Raw genomic sequence first — 14,234 nt, 5'->3', positions numbered from 1 at the left:
GTGGCGGCCGTATCAGAACGTGATCACGTGGCGTATCACGCGGCCCTGGTCGAGAAGATCGAATGCCTCGTTGATCTCCTCCAGCGGTCCGGTGCTCGACAGCAGCCGGTCGACCGGCAGCCTGCCGCGTTCGTAGAGCGCAATGAAACGCGGGATATCGCGGGAGGGCACGCAGCTTCCCATGTAACTGCCGCGCACACTACGCTCTTCCGCAACCAGGCTCACCGCGGGGATGGCTATCTGGCTTGAAGGATGGGCGAGCCCTGCGGAAACCGTAAGCCCGCCTCGCCGCGTAATGCGATAGGCGAGCTCGAAGGCTTTTACGGAGCCCGCGGCCTCGACCGCATGGTCGACGCCGCCGCGGGTCGCCTGTCGGACAGTCTCGGCCACATCCGGATCGGCTGCAAGGAACGTGTCCGTCGCGCCCAGCGCGCGGGCAAGCTTCAGCTTGTCCTCGGCGAGATCGATCGCGACGACGCGCTGGGCGCCGGCGGCAACGGCACCCAGAAGGGCTGCCAATCCCACCCCGCCCAGCCCGATGACGGCAACGGATTCGCCCGGCCGAACCCGGCACGTATTGACGACCGCTCCGACGCCGGTCAGCACGGCACAGCCGAACAGCGCCGCCTCTACCATCGGCAGGTCCGTCTCGATCTTGACCGCGGAATGGCGCGAAACCACCGCATAATCGGCAAATCCGGAGACGCCGAGGTGATGGTTCACGGGGACTTCACCGCAATGCAGCCGGCGTTCCCCCGAAAGCAGCGTGCCCTTGCCGTTTGCTTCCGCTCCGGGAACGCATAGCGCCGGCCGGCCTTCCGCGCATGGGAGGCAATGGCCGCAGCTCGGCATGAAACTCATCACCACCCGGTCTCCCGGGGCGATGTCACCTATGCCGCTTCCGACCGCTTCCACGGTGCCGGCGGCCTCGTGGCCGAGCGCCATCGGCACCGGCCGCGGCCTGTCGCCGTTGATGACCGAGAGGTCGGAGTGGCAGAGTCCGGCGGCGCCGATCCTCACCAGCAACTCGTCCGGTCCCGGCGGATCGAGATCGATCGTTTCGATCGAGAGCGGCCTCGTATGGGCATAAGGCCTTCCGACCGGTGACTTCCTCAGCACCGCCGCACGCGTCTTCAAGGTCGCTCCTCCCGTTTCCGAATCCCAGTTCGACCGGCAGAACTTAGCGCGATCGCTCCTGAGGAGGAAATGCCCCTCATCCGGCTGCTGCAACCTTCTCCCCGTTTACGGGGAGAAGGAACATGCGGGCACTGCCTCGCCCTCTTTTCAGGACGGCGAAGAGGACTGGAGCTTGCCGCGAGTCACCTTCACCCGGCGAGGATAGGGTGGCCGGCAGGCCGGATGAGGGGCCGGAAATTGCCTCTTCAGTGCCCCGCGTCTTCCGCGCCTTCGGCCAGCAGCCCAAACACGAAGGACGAGAACGACCGCCAGCACTCGACGCGGAACGTATCCTCGGCGGTTCGGAAAAGAACGATTTCCGCCTTGCCGAAGATCGTGCGCGAGCAGGCACCGACGGGGAAAATCGCCAGCGACAGGTCCTGCGGGCAGCCGCTGTTGATCGCAGCTTCCGCGCCCGCCCCGCTGACGATGACGGCAGTGTTCCGGTGCGAAACGTCGACGGCCGAATGCACGGTCCCGCTCGATGCGGCCGCCGCCATCAGGTCGGCGCCGTCCTCGTCGATCACCAGCCACTCATCGGGACCGAGCCAGAGGACATGACGCCGGCCGGTCGAGGCGGACGTCTTCGGCCGCACGGGAATGGTCACGCCGAGAGCTGCCGAGAGTGCGGGAACCGCGTCGGCGCCGGCGCGCAGCGATATCCGCGAAGCGGGTTCCGCAGGGGTAAGGATCGCCGCCGGCGAGCCGCCACGGCGGCCGGCAAGCGGAGCTTTGCGTGTAGCGATTGCGTGGTCAGCCATGGAGGCGACCTCCTTCCTTGTCAAAGAACACCATGTCGCTCACCTCGACGGCGATCGTGCGGTCGGCCATCGGCACGTAGAGCGTCTGCCCGAGGCGTGCGCGGCCGCCGGCGACGACCGCGAGCGCGATCGAGCGGCCGCAGTTCGGCGACCAGTAGGACGAGGTCACATGACCGAGCATGGTCATCGGCTTGGCTTCGTTCGGATCGGCAACGATCTGCGCCCCTTCCTCCAGCACCACCTGCGGGTCCTTCGTGAGGAGGCCGACGAGCTGTTTGCGGCCTTCCTTGACGAGGTCGGGCCGCTTCATGCCGCGAATGCCGACGAAGTCCTGTTTCTTCTTCGATACCGCCCAGGAAAGGCCGGCATCGTCCGGCGTGAGGGTTCCGTCCGTGTCCTGGCCGACGATGATGTAGCCTTTTTCCGCGCGCAGCACGTGCATGGTCTCGGTGCCGTAGGCGCAGGCGCCCATCGGCTCGGCCCGAGCCCAGATCGCCTCCCACACGGCTTGGCCGTAGTCGGCCGGTACGTTGACCTCGAAGCCGAGTTCGCCGGTGAACGACATGCGGAAGAGCCTGGTCGGCACACCGCATATGCTGCCTTCGGCAACGCTCATATGGGGGAAGGCTTCGTTCGAGAGATCGATGCCCTCGACGAGGGGCGCGATGATCTCGCGCGCCTTCGGACCCTGGACCGCGATGACGGCCCATTGCTCGGTCGTCGACGTCAGCCACACCTTCAGATGCGGGAACTCCGTCTGGAGATAGTCCTCCATGTGGTGGAGGACGCGCGGCGCGCCGCCGGTCGTCGTCGTCACATGGAAGCGATCGTCGGCAAGCCGGCCGACGACACCGTCGTCATAGACGAAGCCGTCGTCGCGCAGCATGATCCCGTAGCGGCAGCGGCCGGGCTTCAGATTGTCCCAGGCGTTGGTGTACATGAGGTTCAGGAACTTGGCGGCATCGGGGCCGACCACTTCGATCTTGCCGAGGGTCGATGCGTCGAAGACGCCGGCCACCTCGCGAACCGTCTTGCACTCGCGCGCGACCGCCTCGTGCATGTTTTCGCCCGCTTTCGGATAGAACCAGGCACGCTTCCAGTTGCCCACATCCTCGAATTCGGCGCCCTGCGCCTCCTCCCAGGCATGGATCGGCGTCTTGCGGGCCGGATCGAAGAGGTTTCCGCGCGAATGGCTGACGATCGCTCCGAAGGTCACCGGCGTATAGGGCTGGCGGAAGGTCGTGAGCCCCACCTGCGGGATTTCCTTGCCGAGCGCTTCCGCCGCGATCGCCAGGCCGTGCATGTTGGAAAGCTTGCCCTGGTCGGACGCCATGCCATTGGTGGTGAAGCGCTTGATGTGCTCGATCGAATGCATCCCTTCACGCACCGCGAGCCGGATATCCTTGGCGCAGACGTCGTGCTGGAAGTCGATGAAGGCCTTGACCGTCGTGTCTCGCCCCGCGCCTTCCGCCGCGCCAATCATGCCGCCTGTCCATTCGAAAGCGTTGCGGCCGGAGAGCGCGACCTGACCGCCGCCTTCCGCACCCGCGGCACGGGCCGCCAGTTCACCGGCGGCGAGTGCCTCGTCGATCGTCGCCTGCAGGTCGTCCGTGCCATTGCAGGCGCCGACGGAGAGGCATTCCTGTGCATAGGTTCCCGGCAGGAACCGCTCCGTCGCCGCATCGAACGTCACCTTGCCCCGCGACTGGGAGAAGAGATGCACCGAGGGGGTCCAACCGGCCGAGACGAGCAGGGCGTCGACCGCGATCTTGCGCGATGCTCCGCCGCCGTTGCGAGCCACACTCATGGATGCAATCCTGAGCTTGCCGGCGGTATTGACGACCGAGTGGCCGCTCAATACCTCGATGCCGAGGCTGCGGGCTTCGGCGAGCACCATGTCGCCCGGCCTGTCGCGGCAGTCGACGATCACGGGGACGTCGACGCCGGCCTTCCTCAGGTCGAAGGCCGCCTCATAGGCGGAATCATGGGCCGTGTAGATGCCCACCTTCTTGCCGACTGCGACGCCGAAATGGTTGAGATAGGTGCGGCCGGCCGAGGCCAGCATGATTCCAGGACGGTCGTTGTTGGCGAAGACCATGTGGCGCTCGATCGCGCCATTGGCGAGGATCACCTTCTTCGCGCGCACCTGCCATAGACGCTCGCGCGGAAGCCCCTTGTCGGGGGCCGGGAGGTGGTCGGTCACGCGTTCGACGAGGCCGACGAAATTGTGGTTGTAGTAACCGAAGGCCGTCGTGCGGGTCAGCAGCGTGACATTGTCCATCGCCGCAAGCGCCTTGCCCGTCGCCAGCGCCCAGTCATAGCCGGGCTGGCCGTCGATCACGGTGCCGCTGTCGTAATGCAGCGCTCCGCCGACTTCAGGCTGTTCGTCACACAGGATCACCTTCGCACCGGCATTCGCGGCCGCGAGTGCGGCCGCAAGTCCGGCAGCGCCGGCGCCGACCACCAGCACGTCGCAATGGACGTAGCGGCTTGCGTAATGGTCCGGATCGGTCTCCGTGGGCGCCACGCCAAGACCGGCGGCACGGCGGATGAAGGGCTCGTAGATCTTGTGCCAGGCGGCCTTCGGCCACATGAAGGTCTTGTAGTAGAAGCCCGCCGCGAAGAAGGGCGACAACAGATCGTTGAAGCCGCCGACGTCGAAGGCGAGCGACGGCCAACGGTTCTGCGACGACACCTTCATGCCGTCGAAGACTTCCTGCACGGTGGCGCGCACGTTCGGCTGCCGGCGCGCGGCATCGCGCGAAACGTCGAGCAGCGCATTCGGTTCTTCGGCGCCTGCCGAAAGGATGCCGCGCGGGCGGTGATATTTGAACGAGCGGCCGACGAGATGGATGTCGTTGGCGATGAGCGCGGAGGCGATGGTGTCGCCCTCGAGCGCCGTCAGCGTCCGGCCGTCGAAGGTGAAGCGGGCGGTGCGCGCCGGCGTCAGGCGCCCGGCGCCCGAAATTCGATTGACCCCGGTCATTCTGCCACTCCTTCCAGCGCCTCGTAGGTCTCGACCGTTTCGCTCGTCTTCGGCTCGGCATTGAGATCGGGCTTCGGCTCACCGGCCTTGTAGGTCACGTGGAAGCGGTCGCTCACCGTATCGCGAGCCGCATTGAAGAAGCGACCGCAGCCGTGGATGTGCCGCCACCTTTCATAGATCAGCCCTTTCGGATTCTGACGGAGGAAGAAGTACTCCTCGAACTCCTCGTCGCTGATCTCGGCGATGTTGGCCGGTCTGACGATGTGGGCATCGCCGGCATTGCGGAATTCGAGCTCCGAGCGCTCTTCCTCGCAATAGGGGCAGTAAATCAGAAGCATCTGGAATGTCCTCGATCAGAGCGCCGCGCCTTTCTTGAAAGGCGCAAGGCCGCTCTCCGTTCTTTCTCTGAAGCGTAATCCTATCGATCTTGGCTTCGCTCCGTCGGATCATGTTTTAGTGCGCAACGGCGGCCGCGGCCGCCTCGTCGATGAGCCGCCCGGTGCGGAAGCGCTCGAGCGTGAGCCCCGCGGCAAGCCGGTGCGGCTCGCCGCGCGCGATGAGATGGGCAAAGAGATTGGCCGAACCCGGCGTCGCCTTGAAGCCGCCCGTCCCCCAGCCGGCATTGAGGTAGAGCCCGGGCACCGGCGTCACGCCCTGGATCGGCGAACGATCCTGGGTAACGTCGACGATCCCGCCCCATTGCCGCATCATCTTGACGCGGCGGAACATCGGGAAAAGCTCGCAGATCGCATCCAGCGTATGCGTGATGATCTGCAGGCCGCCGGTCTGCGAGTAGGAATTGTACTGGTCGGTGCCGGCGCCGATGACGAACTCGCCCTTGTCCGACTGCGAAATATAGGCGTGCACGGAGTTCGACATGACAACGCAGGGGAAGATCGGCTTCAAGGGCTCGGAAACGAGCGCCTGCAGCGGCTGGCTCTGCAGCGGCACGCGCACATCCGCCATCTGCATCAGGACCGACGAGTGGCCCGCAGCGGAGATGCCGACCTTCTTCGCGCCGATGAAGCCGCGGTTGGTATCGACGCCGGTCACGCGGCCGGTTTCGTCGCGGCGGATGCCGGTCACTTCGCAATTCTGGATGATGTGGACGCCGCGATCCGAGGCCGCGCGCGCATAGCCCCAGGCGACCGCATCGTGGCGCGCAGTGCCGCCGCGGCGCTGCAGTGCCGCGCCGTTGATCGGGTAGCGGGCAGTCTTCGCTATGTCGAGCGGCGGGCAGTAGGCCTTGGCCTGCTCCGGCGTCAGCCACTCGTTGTCGATGCCGTAGAGCCGGTTGGCATTGATGTGACGCTTGAAGGACTGCTGGTCATGGATGTTGTGCGACAGCATCATCACGCCGCGCGGCGAATACATGACGTTGTAGTTCAGGTCCTGCGACAGGTTTTCCCAGAGCTTCAGCGAATGCTCGTAGATGTCCATGCTCTCTTCATAGAGATAGTTGGACCGAATGATCGTCGTGTTGCGGCCGGTGTTGCCGCCGCCGATCCAGCCCTTTTCGAGCACGGCGACGTTGGTGATGCCGTGCTCTTTGGCGAGATAATAGGCGGCGCCGAGGCCGTGGCCGCCGCCGCCGATGATGATTGCGTCATATTGCTTGCGCGGCTCCGGCGAAGCCCAGTGCGGGCCCCACCCTTTGTGGCCGCGCAGCGCCTCGCGCGCCACGGCAAAAACAGAATATTTGCGCATCAGCCTGCTACTCCATGAACCCGGTAACGTTCGTTGGCGTTAGAAATCGCAAATCCGAGGACCACGCAACGTTTCTTTTGCGACGCGATCAGGCGGACTTGCGCGGTCTTGCGACATCGACGGCCCGCCGCCGCAGAGGTATTGGCGCTTTTTCCCTGCGCGCTTTCTCTCGCCGCTGGACTTTCGGCACGCGATCTGTTATCCGCTCTTTCAATCGTAGGGTTCTCGCCCAGCGAACGCAAATTTATTGCCTCTCCAAACCTGATGGTGAGGCTTGCCAACTCGAAGCAAAGGAACGGGATTCACGTGCAGGTACTTGTCCGCGATAACAATGTCGATCAGGCGCTCCGCGCTCTTAAGAAAAAGATGCAGCGCGAAGGCATTTTCCGCGAAATGAAGATGCGTGACTTCTACGAAAAGCCGTCCCAGAAGCGTGCGCGCGAAAAGGCAGAAGCCGTCCGCCGCGTTCGCAAGCTGGCCCGCAAGCGGGCGCAGCGCGAAGGCCTCGTGGCCCGCTGATCGTCTTTTTTTCGACGCTTTCCAATGCAAGTGGCGGAGGCGAGGGATCGCCGCCGCCATTTTGGTATGGACACCCAGTCCGTCGACAGTCTAGCGTGACGGCTGGCGACGGTCAGCCGCCGCACTTGCGTGCTCTGTAAACGGAAAGCCGATGGCTTTCGGGCCTTGTCGCATTGAGGGATCGACTTTGACACTTGCTGCCATGACTGCGGACGTCTCCGGCCTCATCACCGAGGAGGCGAACCGCCGCCACCAGCGCAAGCCGAAGCTTGCCGCCTTTCTCGTGCTCGGCTCGGCCCTGCTGATCGCAGGATGCCAGACCGACAAGCCCGAATCGATGTTCCGCGTCGAACGGGCACAGGGCTCGGAAGAAAACATCGCCTCGCTCTCGAGCGTCATCGCGTCCAATCCGAGCGACCCCGAGGGCTACAATGTGCGCGGCTCGGCCTACGGCCGCGCCGGCGAATTCCGCCGCGCGGTCGCCGATTTCGACCAGGCGATCCAGCTCAACCCACGCTTCTATCAGGCCTATGCCAACAGGGCGCTGGTTCAGCGCAACCTGGGCAACCAGCAGGCCGCTCTTGCCGATTACAATGCGGCGCTGCAGATCAATCCGAATTACGATGTCGCCTATATCGGCCGCGGCAATCTCTACCGTCAGGCGAACCAGCTCGACGCCGCTTTCAACGACTTCAACAAGGCGATCGAACTCGATACGGCGGACCCCCGCGCCTACCACAATCGTGGCCTGATCTATCAGGCGCGCAACCAGCACGCGCAGGCTATCGAAGATTTCTCCAAGGCAATCTCGCTCTCGCCGAGCTCACCCGAACCCTATAACGGCCGCGGCATCTCCTATGTGGCGCAGGGCGACGACGACAATGCCTTCTCCGACTTCAACACGGCCATCAACCTGAATGGCAAGCTGGCGGAGTCCTGGGCAAACCAGGCGCTGATCTACGAGCGACGCGGTGACAAGGCCAAGGCAGCGAAGTCCTATTCGCATGCCTTGTCGCTCGATCCCAAATACGAGCCGGCGCGTGCCGGCCTTGCCCGCGCCAAGGCGATGTCCTGACGTCGCCCATTCTCCGTTAGACATCAGACGCCCGCGCCTGTCGCGGGCGTCGTCGTTTCATCAAAGCCGAACAGGGTCGCGGAACCATCCTGAATTCAATCCGTTTGACCATGGCCTAGAAGCACTTCCAGGAAAAGTGTGTAACGGTTTTCCGTCCGGAAGTGCGTTGGACCAAAGGGTTAGAGCATTTCCAGGAAAAGTGCGTAGCTGTTTTCCGTCCGGAAGCGCCTGGTTTCAGCGGGTTTAGAGCGTTTCGCTGTTGGATGAACAGTGAAACGGTCCAGCACGGAGATCCGAGCCATGATTCGACAGACCCTCACTACGGCAATCGCCTTTGCGGCGCTCACCGGAGCTGCCAGCGCCCAGAATTACGTCACGCTCGGGCGTCTCACATGCGGCTCGGAAGGCGGCACCGGGCTGATCGTCACCTCGACCAAGAACCTGATGTGCACCTTCTCGCCGGCGGATGGCTCGCCTGGAGGAGTCTACGCGGGCAAGATCACCAAGATCGGCCTGGACATCGGCTCAACCGGCAAAACCGTCATGATCTGGGACGTGCTGGCCAAAACCGGCACTCCGCTGAACGAATATGCACTGGCTGGCGAATATGTCGGCGTCGGCGCCGATGCGAGCTTCGCAGTCGGTGGCGGAGCGAAGGTCATTGCCGGCGGCACGAACAAGGCTTTCATGCTGCAACCGGTCAATGTCCAGGTACAAGAGGGCCTGAATGTCGCCCTTGGCGTGGATCATCTGGTCCTGGCGCCGGCCGGTTGATCGCGGGGCGAGCGGTGAGGCCGGCTCCTCTCCCATCCCCCTGTCCGAGCCACATTGCGTGGTCCGCACGGCCCACCTTGCGCGGCGCCGCAAGTCGCTGCACTGTGATGGTGATGATCGTTGCCGGACGCGGTAACGCCGGCACGACGGGATGCAGGATGAAGGAACAGCTGATCCGCGACATCGTTGTGTGGATGTCGGACGAGGGAATTCGAGGCCTGAAGGAGCAGGACCTTCTTGCCGGCTTCTGTGAACGGTGCCACGCCGCGGGCCTGCCCATAGATCGCGCGCTCGGCATCATCGATACGCTGCACCCGGAGTTCGAGGGCCGCGCCTTCCAGTGGAACAGCGAAAGCGGCGAGGTTCCCGAGGTCGTGCAATACGGGTCGACCAGCGGCGGCGAGGCCCAGACCAACTGGCAGCGTTCCGTCTTCTTCCATATGCTCAAGAACAATGAAACCGAGCGCCGCACCCGCCTTGCCGGAGAGAAGCATATTCCCTTCACCATGCTCGACACGCTCAAGGCAGAGGGCCACACCGACTGCGTCAGCATGATTCATCACTTCACCGACCGCGGCCGCATAGGGCAGATGGATTGCCTGTACTCCTATTGGACCACAAAGAAGCAGGCCGGCTTCCGTGAGGAGGACATCGCGGCACTGAGAGTGTTGCTGCCCACCCTCGCGCTCGCGGTGAAGGCAGCCTCGTGCATGCGCATCATCGGGACGCTTGCGGATGTCTATCTCGGCCCCGACGCCGGCCGCCGCGTCGTCGAGGGCAGCATCGAACGGGGCTCGGCCGAGCGGATCGAAGCAGTCATGTGGTTCTCCGATCTGAGGAACTACACGCGCATAGCCGACAGCGTCGCGCCGGAGGATGTCATCCCCTTTCTGAACGACTATTCCGGCATGGTGATCACCGCCGTCCACGATCATGGCGGCAGCGTATTGAAGCTTATCGGCGACGGAGTGCTTGCCATCTTCAACGGCCGCAAACCGGCCGAGGCCTGCGGCGCCGCCATCGCGGCGGAGCGTCAACTGCGGGTCATGCTGGCGGAATTGAACGCAAGGCGGCTCGACGAGGGGAAGCCGACTACCGACGTCTATCTGGGCCTGCACATCGGCGAGGTCTTTTACGGCAATATCGGCAGCCAGAACCGGCTGGATTTCACCGTCGTCGGACCGGCCGTCAACGAGGTGAGCCGTATCTCCGCCATGTGCCGCTCCGTCGAGCGGCACGTGATCATGTCTTCGGAATTCATCGCCGCCTGTCCGCCCGAGCATCGGACAAATGCCGTTTCGCTCGGGCGCTTTGCGTTGCGCGGCATCGCCAGGGCGAAGGAGCTCTTCACCTGGGATCCGGAGATCGCCTCCAGTTAAATGGAGCCGATACCCTCAGTGATTGATCGCCTTGACGATCTCCTCGGTCATCTTCTTGGCGTCGCCGAGCAGCATCATCGTTCCGTCCTTGTAGAACAGCGTGTTGTCGATGCCGGCATAGCCGGAGCCGAGCGAACGTTTGACGAAGAGGCAGGTCTTGGCCTTGTCGACGTCCAGGATCGGCATGCCGTAGATCGGCGAGGACTTGTCGTCGCGGGCCGCCGGATTGGTGACGTCGTTGGCGCCGATGACATAGGCGACGTCGGCCTGGGCAAATTCCGAATTGATGTCCTCCAGTTCGAACACCTCGTCATAGGGGACATTCGCTTCGGCGAGCAGCACGTTCATATGGCCCGGCATGCGGCCGGCGACCGGGTGGATCGCGTATTTCACCTCGACGCCGTTCTCCTTGAGCTTGTCGGCAAGCTCCCGGAGCGCGTGCTGTGCCTGGGCGACTGCCATGCCGTAGCCCGGCACGATGATCACCTTCGAGGCGTTCTGCATCAGGAAGGCGGCGTCGTCGGCCGAGCCCTGTTTCACCGTCCTCTGGACCCCGTCGTCGCCCCCGGCAGCCGCCGTCTCGCCGCCGAAGCCGCCCAGGATCACCGAGATGAAGGACCGGTTCATGCCCTTGCACATGATGTACGAGAGGATCGCGCCCGACGAGCCGACGAGCGCCCCGGTTATGATGAGCGCCAGGTTGCCGAGGGTAAAGCCGATGCCGGCCGCGGCCCAGCCGGAATAGGAGTTCAGCATCGACACGACGACCGGCATGTCCGCGCCGCCGATCGGAACGATGATCAGGACGCCGAGCGCCAGCGACAGGGCGACGATCGCCCAGAAATCGAAATGGCTTTCGCTGAGCGCCAACCCGACGATGAAGAAGACGACGAGTGCGGCAATCGCGAGATTGATCGCGTGGCGGTAGGGCAGAAGGATAGGCTTGCCGGACATGCGGCCGTCGAGCTTCAGGAAGGCGATGATCGAGCCCGTGAACGTGACGGCGCCGATCGCCACGCCAAGCGCCATTTCGACCAGCGCCTGGGCGTGAATCGAGCCGACCTCACCGATACCGAAGGAGGACGGGGCATAGAGTGCGGCGGCCGCCACCAGAACGGCAGCGAGACCGACGAGTGAGTGAAAGCCGGCCACGAGCTGCGGCATCGCCGTCATCGGGATGCGCTTTGCGATATAGGCGCCGGCACCGCCGCCGGCGGCCAGACCTACGACGATCAGGAGAAACCCGCCGATCGACGGCTGTGCCAGGAACAGCGTCGTGACGATCGCGATGCCCATGCCGACCATGCCGTAGGTATTGCCCTTGCGGCTGGTGGTCGGATGCGACAGGCCGCGTAGCGCCATGATGAAGAGCACGCCCGAGACGAGATAGAGGAAGGCAGCGAAATTAGCGTTCATCGGCCCGCCTCACTTTTCTTTTTTCTTGTACATGGCGAGCATGCGCTGGGTGACCAGGAAGCCGCCGAAGATGTTCACCGAAGCAAGCACCAGTGCGACGAAGCCGAAGCCGGTGGCAAGCCCCGATGCGGAAATCCCGACCGCGAGCAAGGCGCCGACGACGATTACCGACGAGATCGCATTGGTCACCGCCATCAGGGGCGTATGCAGCGCCGGCGTCACCGACCAGACGACGTAATAGCCTACGAAGATCGCCAGCACGAAGATCGCGAGGCGGAAGACGAAGGGATCGATCGCGCCGCCGGTCGCGCCATGCGCCACCGCTCCGGCCGCATCGGGCACGTATTCGGCGGCGGTCTTCACCGCCTCGACCGCCCGTTCCAGATCGGTCAGTGCCTTGTCCAGAAGTTCGTTCGCCATCTTACTTCTCCCCCCTCATGGCGCCGCCGAAGGCCGGATGCACGACTGCCCCTCCATGGGTCAGCGCCGTGGCCTTGACGAGCTCGTCCTCCATGTTCAATGCCAGCGCCTTCGTCTCCTTCGAGACCATCGTCTCCAGGAAGGTGACTAGGTTCTTGGCATAGAGCAACGAGGCGGAAGCGGCGATGCGGCCCGCCACGTTCAGATGGCCGACGATCCTGATGCCCCCGACCTCCGTCACCTTGCCGGCTTCGGCGCCCTCGACGTTGCCGCCGCGCTCGACTGCAAGGTCGACGACGATCGATCCGGGCTTCATGGAATCGAGCATTTCGCGGCTAAGGAGCCGCGGCGCCGGGCGGCCGGGGATCAGCGCCGTGGTGATGACGATGTCCTGCTTGGCAATGTGCTCGGCGACGAGCGCCGCCTGCTTGGCCCGATACTCCTCAGACATTTCTTTGGCATAGCCGCCGGCGGTCTCGGCCGCCTTGAACTCCTCATCCTCGACGGCGATGAACTTGGCGCCGAGGGAGGCAACCTGCTCCTTGGCGGCGGGGCGAACGTCCGTCGCCGAGACGACCGCGCCCAGGCGGCGGGCGGTAGCGATCGCCTGCAGGCCGGCAACGCCTGCGCCCATGACGAAGACCTTGGCGGCCGGCACGGTGCCGGCCGCGGTCATCATCATCGGCAGCGCGCGGTCATATTCGTAGGCGGCGTCGATCACCGCCTGATAACCGGCAAGGTTTGCCTGGCTGGAAAGCACGTCCATGGATTGGGCGCGGGTGATACGCGGCATCAGCTCCATGGCGAAGGTCGTGAGGCCCGCGCCGGCCATGGCCGATATCGCTTCCTCGTTACCGTAGGGATCCATGATGGCTATGACGACAGCGCCCGACCGGTAGCCGGAAATCTCCTGCGCGGTCGGCCGACGGACCTTGAGGACCACGTCGGCGGTTTTCGCATCCGCGGCCGTACCGATCCGCGCACCGGCCTTCTCGTATTCCTGATCGGGTATGCGTGAACTGAGGCCCGCACCCGCTTCGACAACCACGTCGAAGCCAAGCGCCTTCAGTTTTTTCACGCTCTCGACGGAGCCGGCAACGCGTCCCTCGTTCGGATCCGATTCCTTGGCGATAAAGACGATCTCGCTCACAAATCCCCCTCCCCGGTCCGCCCCGGCTGGCCGGGTTGCGGACGTTGTCCTCCAGACGACAGCATTGCACGCCGCCTCTTCACTCACACGGTCCCCGAATCGAGCCGATTTCGGAAGAGAACCATGCGGCACCTCGATGCGCTACAGCGACCTTAGTGCACCCTCCGGGGCGTCGTCGTAGCGACAGAAACTCCTCCTGCGGGGGCGGAAACATCCGCCGCCGAGACGATACTCCCACGTGGTGCGGGAAAAACGCGATGGGCCCGCGACAAAGATGGGGACCCCTCCCCATCTTCGGCGGGACGGATCAGCGACGCCGGTCAGCGAAGAAAGAAGTAACCGGCGACGTTGATGAGAATGAAAAGAACAAGCGAGCTGAAGAAGCCCATCGTCGTAAAGAAAGCAGCAGCCATCGCAATCAGCAGCGCGACGCAAAACAGAGTGCCGTATTTCGTGGCACTGATGAAGAAATCATATGTCTTCTCATGCTCGGAATAGTCCATCGGAGCGCCCGTTTCGACCGGTCCCGAATGATGCTCTGCCATCGTCCAATTCTCCAAAATTCTGCGGCGCCGCCGATGGCGGCCCTGTCTTATCCACCCATCACCGCTTGCCCGCGAGGCGCAATCGGTTCCTTTAGCTCCGCATACACAATGCGCCGGCCATTCGCAACGAAAACCGCCCCGCAAGCCTGCGGCATAATCGAATGAGCACTTTCAGGAAAAGTGCATGGCGGTCCGTCGGAAGTGCGCAGGCTCGTCTTTTCATTGCCCAAGCCGTTCCGCCGGAGACGAGGGAGTACCGCGCTTCTCCCGTTGACTTTTTAAAGGTTCTGGCGGCATGGCTTTTGCGGATAATAACCGGAGTCTGA

General features: G+C 63.9%; 13 protein-coding genes. 4 read left to right on the top strand and 9 right to left on the bottom strand.

What is annotated here, in order from left to right:
• Positions 1-12: 12 nt before the first annotated feature.
• From AC6CIG_RS14835 to AC6CIG_RS14815, 5 genes are all read right to left on the bottom strand, one after another.
• Complete coding sequence (locus AC6CIG_RS14835; RefSeq protein ID WP_164866794.1) at positions 13-1,137, bottom strand: zinc-dependent alcohol dehydrogenase family protein; 1,125 nt, start codon at positions 1,135-1,137, stop codon at positions 13-15.
• Positions 1,138-1,382: 245 nt separating this feature from the next.
• Entirely contained in the window at positions 1,383-1,937 is a 555-nt protein-coding gene (locus AC6CIG_RS14830; RefSeq protein WP_018096726.1) for a sarcosine oxidase subunit gamma, read from the bottom strand.
• Positions 1,930-4,923, bottom strand: a complete 2,994-nt coding sequence (locus AC6CIG_RS14825) for a sarcosine oxidase subunit alpha (protein WP_127709112.1) — start codon at positions 4,921-4,923, stop codon at positions 1,930-1,932. The genes AC6CIG_RS14830 and AC6CIG_RS14825 overlap by 8 nt, the downstream gene beginning before the upstream one ends.
• On the bottom strand, positions 4,920-5,261 hold the full coding sequence (locus tag AC6CIG_RS14820) for a sarcosine oxidase subunit delta (RefSeq protein ID WP_003533888.1): 342 nt from the start codon (positions 5,259-5,261) through the stop codon (positions 4,920-4,922). Before AC6CIG_RS14820 ends, AC6CIG_RS14825 begins: the two co-directional genes overlap by 4 nt.
• 115 nt (positions 5,262-5,376) lie before the next feature.
• Entirely contained in the window at positions 5,377-6,630 is a 1,254-nt protein-coding gene (locus tag AC6CIG_RS14815) for a sarcosine oxidase subunit beta family protein (RefSeq protein WP_018096724.1), read from the bottom strand.
• Positions 6,631-6,936: 306 nt separating this feature from the next.
• Here AC6CIG_RS14815 and rpsU point away from each other — a divergent pair, with 306 nt between their 5' ends.
• The 4 genes from rpsU to AC6CIG_RS14795 all read left to right on the top strand — a co-directional run bounded on the left by rpsU (position 6,937) and on the right by AC6CIG_RS14795 (position 10,377).
• Positions 6,937-7,149: a 30S ribosomal protein S21 gene (gene rpsU, locus AC6CIG_RS14810; RefSeq protein WP_025424858.1), complete on the top strand. Its 213-nt coding sequence runs from the start codon at positions 6,937-6,939 to the stop codon at positions 7,147-7,149.
• Positions 7,150-7,300: 151 nt separating this feature from the next.
• Positions 7,301-8,224 carry a tetratricopeptide repeat protein gene (locus AC6CIG_RS14805; RefSeq protein ID WP_013844854.1) on the top strand — a complete coding sequence of 308 codons (924 nt, stop codon included), beginning with the start codon at positions 7,301-7,303 and terminating at the stop codon, positions 8,222-8,224.
• Positions 8,225-8,524: 300 nt separating this feature from the next.
• Positions 8,525-8,998, top strand: a complete 474-nt coding sequence (locus AC6CIG_RS14800; protein ID WP_127709114.1) for a DUF992 domain-containing protein — start codon at positions 8,525-8,527, stop codon at positions 8,996-8,998.
• A gap of 107 nt (positions 8,999-9,105) precedes the next feature.
• Positions 9,106-10,377 carry an adenylate/guanylate cyclase domain-containing protein gene (locus AC6CIG_RS14795; RefSeq protein ID WP_127709116.1) on the top strand — a complete coding sequence of 424 codons (1,272 nt, stop codon included), beginning with the start codon at positions 9,106-9,108 and terminating at the stop codon, positions 10,375-10,377.
• A 15-nt stretch (positions 10,378-10,392) separates the two neighbouring features.
• On the opposite strand, the gene AC6CIG_RS14790 is transcribed toward AC6CIG_RS14795, so the two are convergent.
• The 4 genes from AC6CIG_RS14790 to AC6CIG_RS14775 form a co-directional block, all read right to left on the bottom strand.
• On the bottom strand, positions 10,393-11,793 hold the full coding sequence (locus AC6CIG_RS14790) for an NAD(P)(+) transhydrogenase (Re/Si-specific) subunit beta (protein ID WP_127709118.1): 1,401 nt from the start codon (positions 11,791-11,793) through the stop codon (positions 10,393-10,395).
• A gap of 9 nt (positions 11,794-11,802) precedes the next feature.
• Entirely contained in the window at positions 11,803-12,213 is a 411-nt protein-coding gene (locus tag AC6CIG_RS14785; protein WP_003528932.1) for an NAD(P) transhydrogenase subunit alpha part 2, read from the bottom strand.
• A gap of 1 nt (position 12,214) precedes the next feature.
• Positions 12,215-13,363 (bottom strand): Re/Si-specific NAD(P)(+) transhydrogenase subunit alpha, encoded by a 1,149-nt coding sequence (locus AC6CIG_RS14780; RefSeq protein ID WP_127709120.1) that lies wholly within the window; start codon positions 13,361-13,363, stop codon positions 12,215-12,217.
• A 320-nt stretch (positions 13,364-13,683) separates the two neighbouring features.
• Complete coding sequence (locus AC6CIG_RS14775; protein ID WP_003528928.1) at positions 13,684-13,908, bottom strand: aa3-type cytochrome c oxidase subunit IV; 225 nt, start codon at positions 13,906-13,908, stop codon at positions 13,684-13,686.
• Between the last annotated feature and the right edge of the window lie 326 nt (positions 13,909-14,234).

This window comes from Sinorhizobium sp. GQ132 (assembly GCF_059758575.1).
Note: the sequence above shows the minus strand (reverse complement) of the source record. Positions and strands in the feature narration are given on the sequence as shown.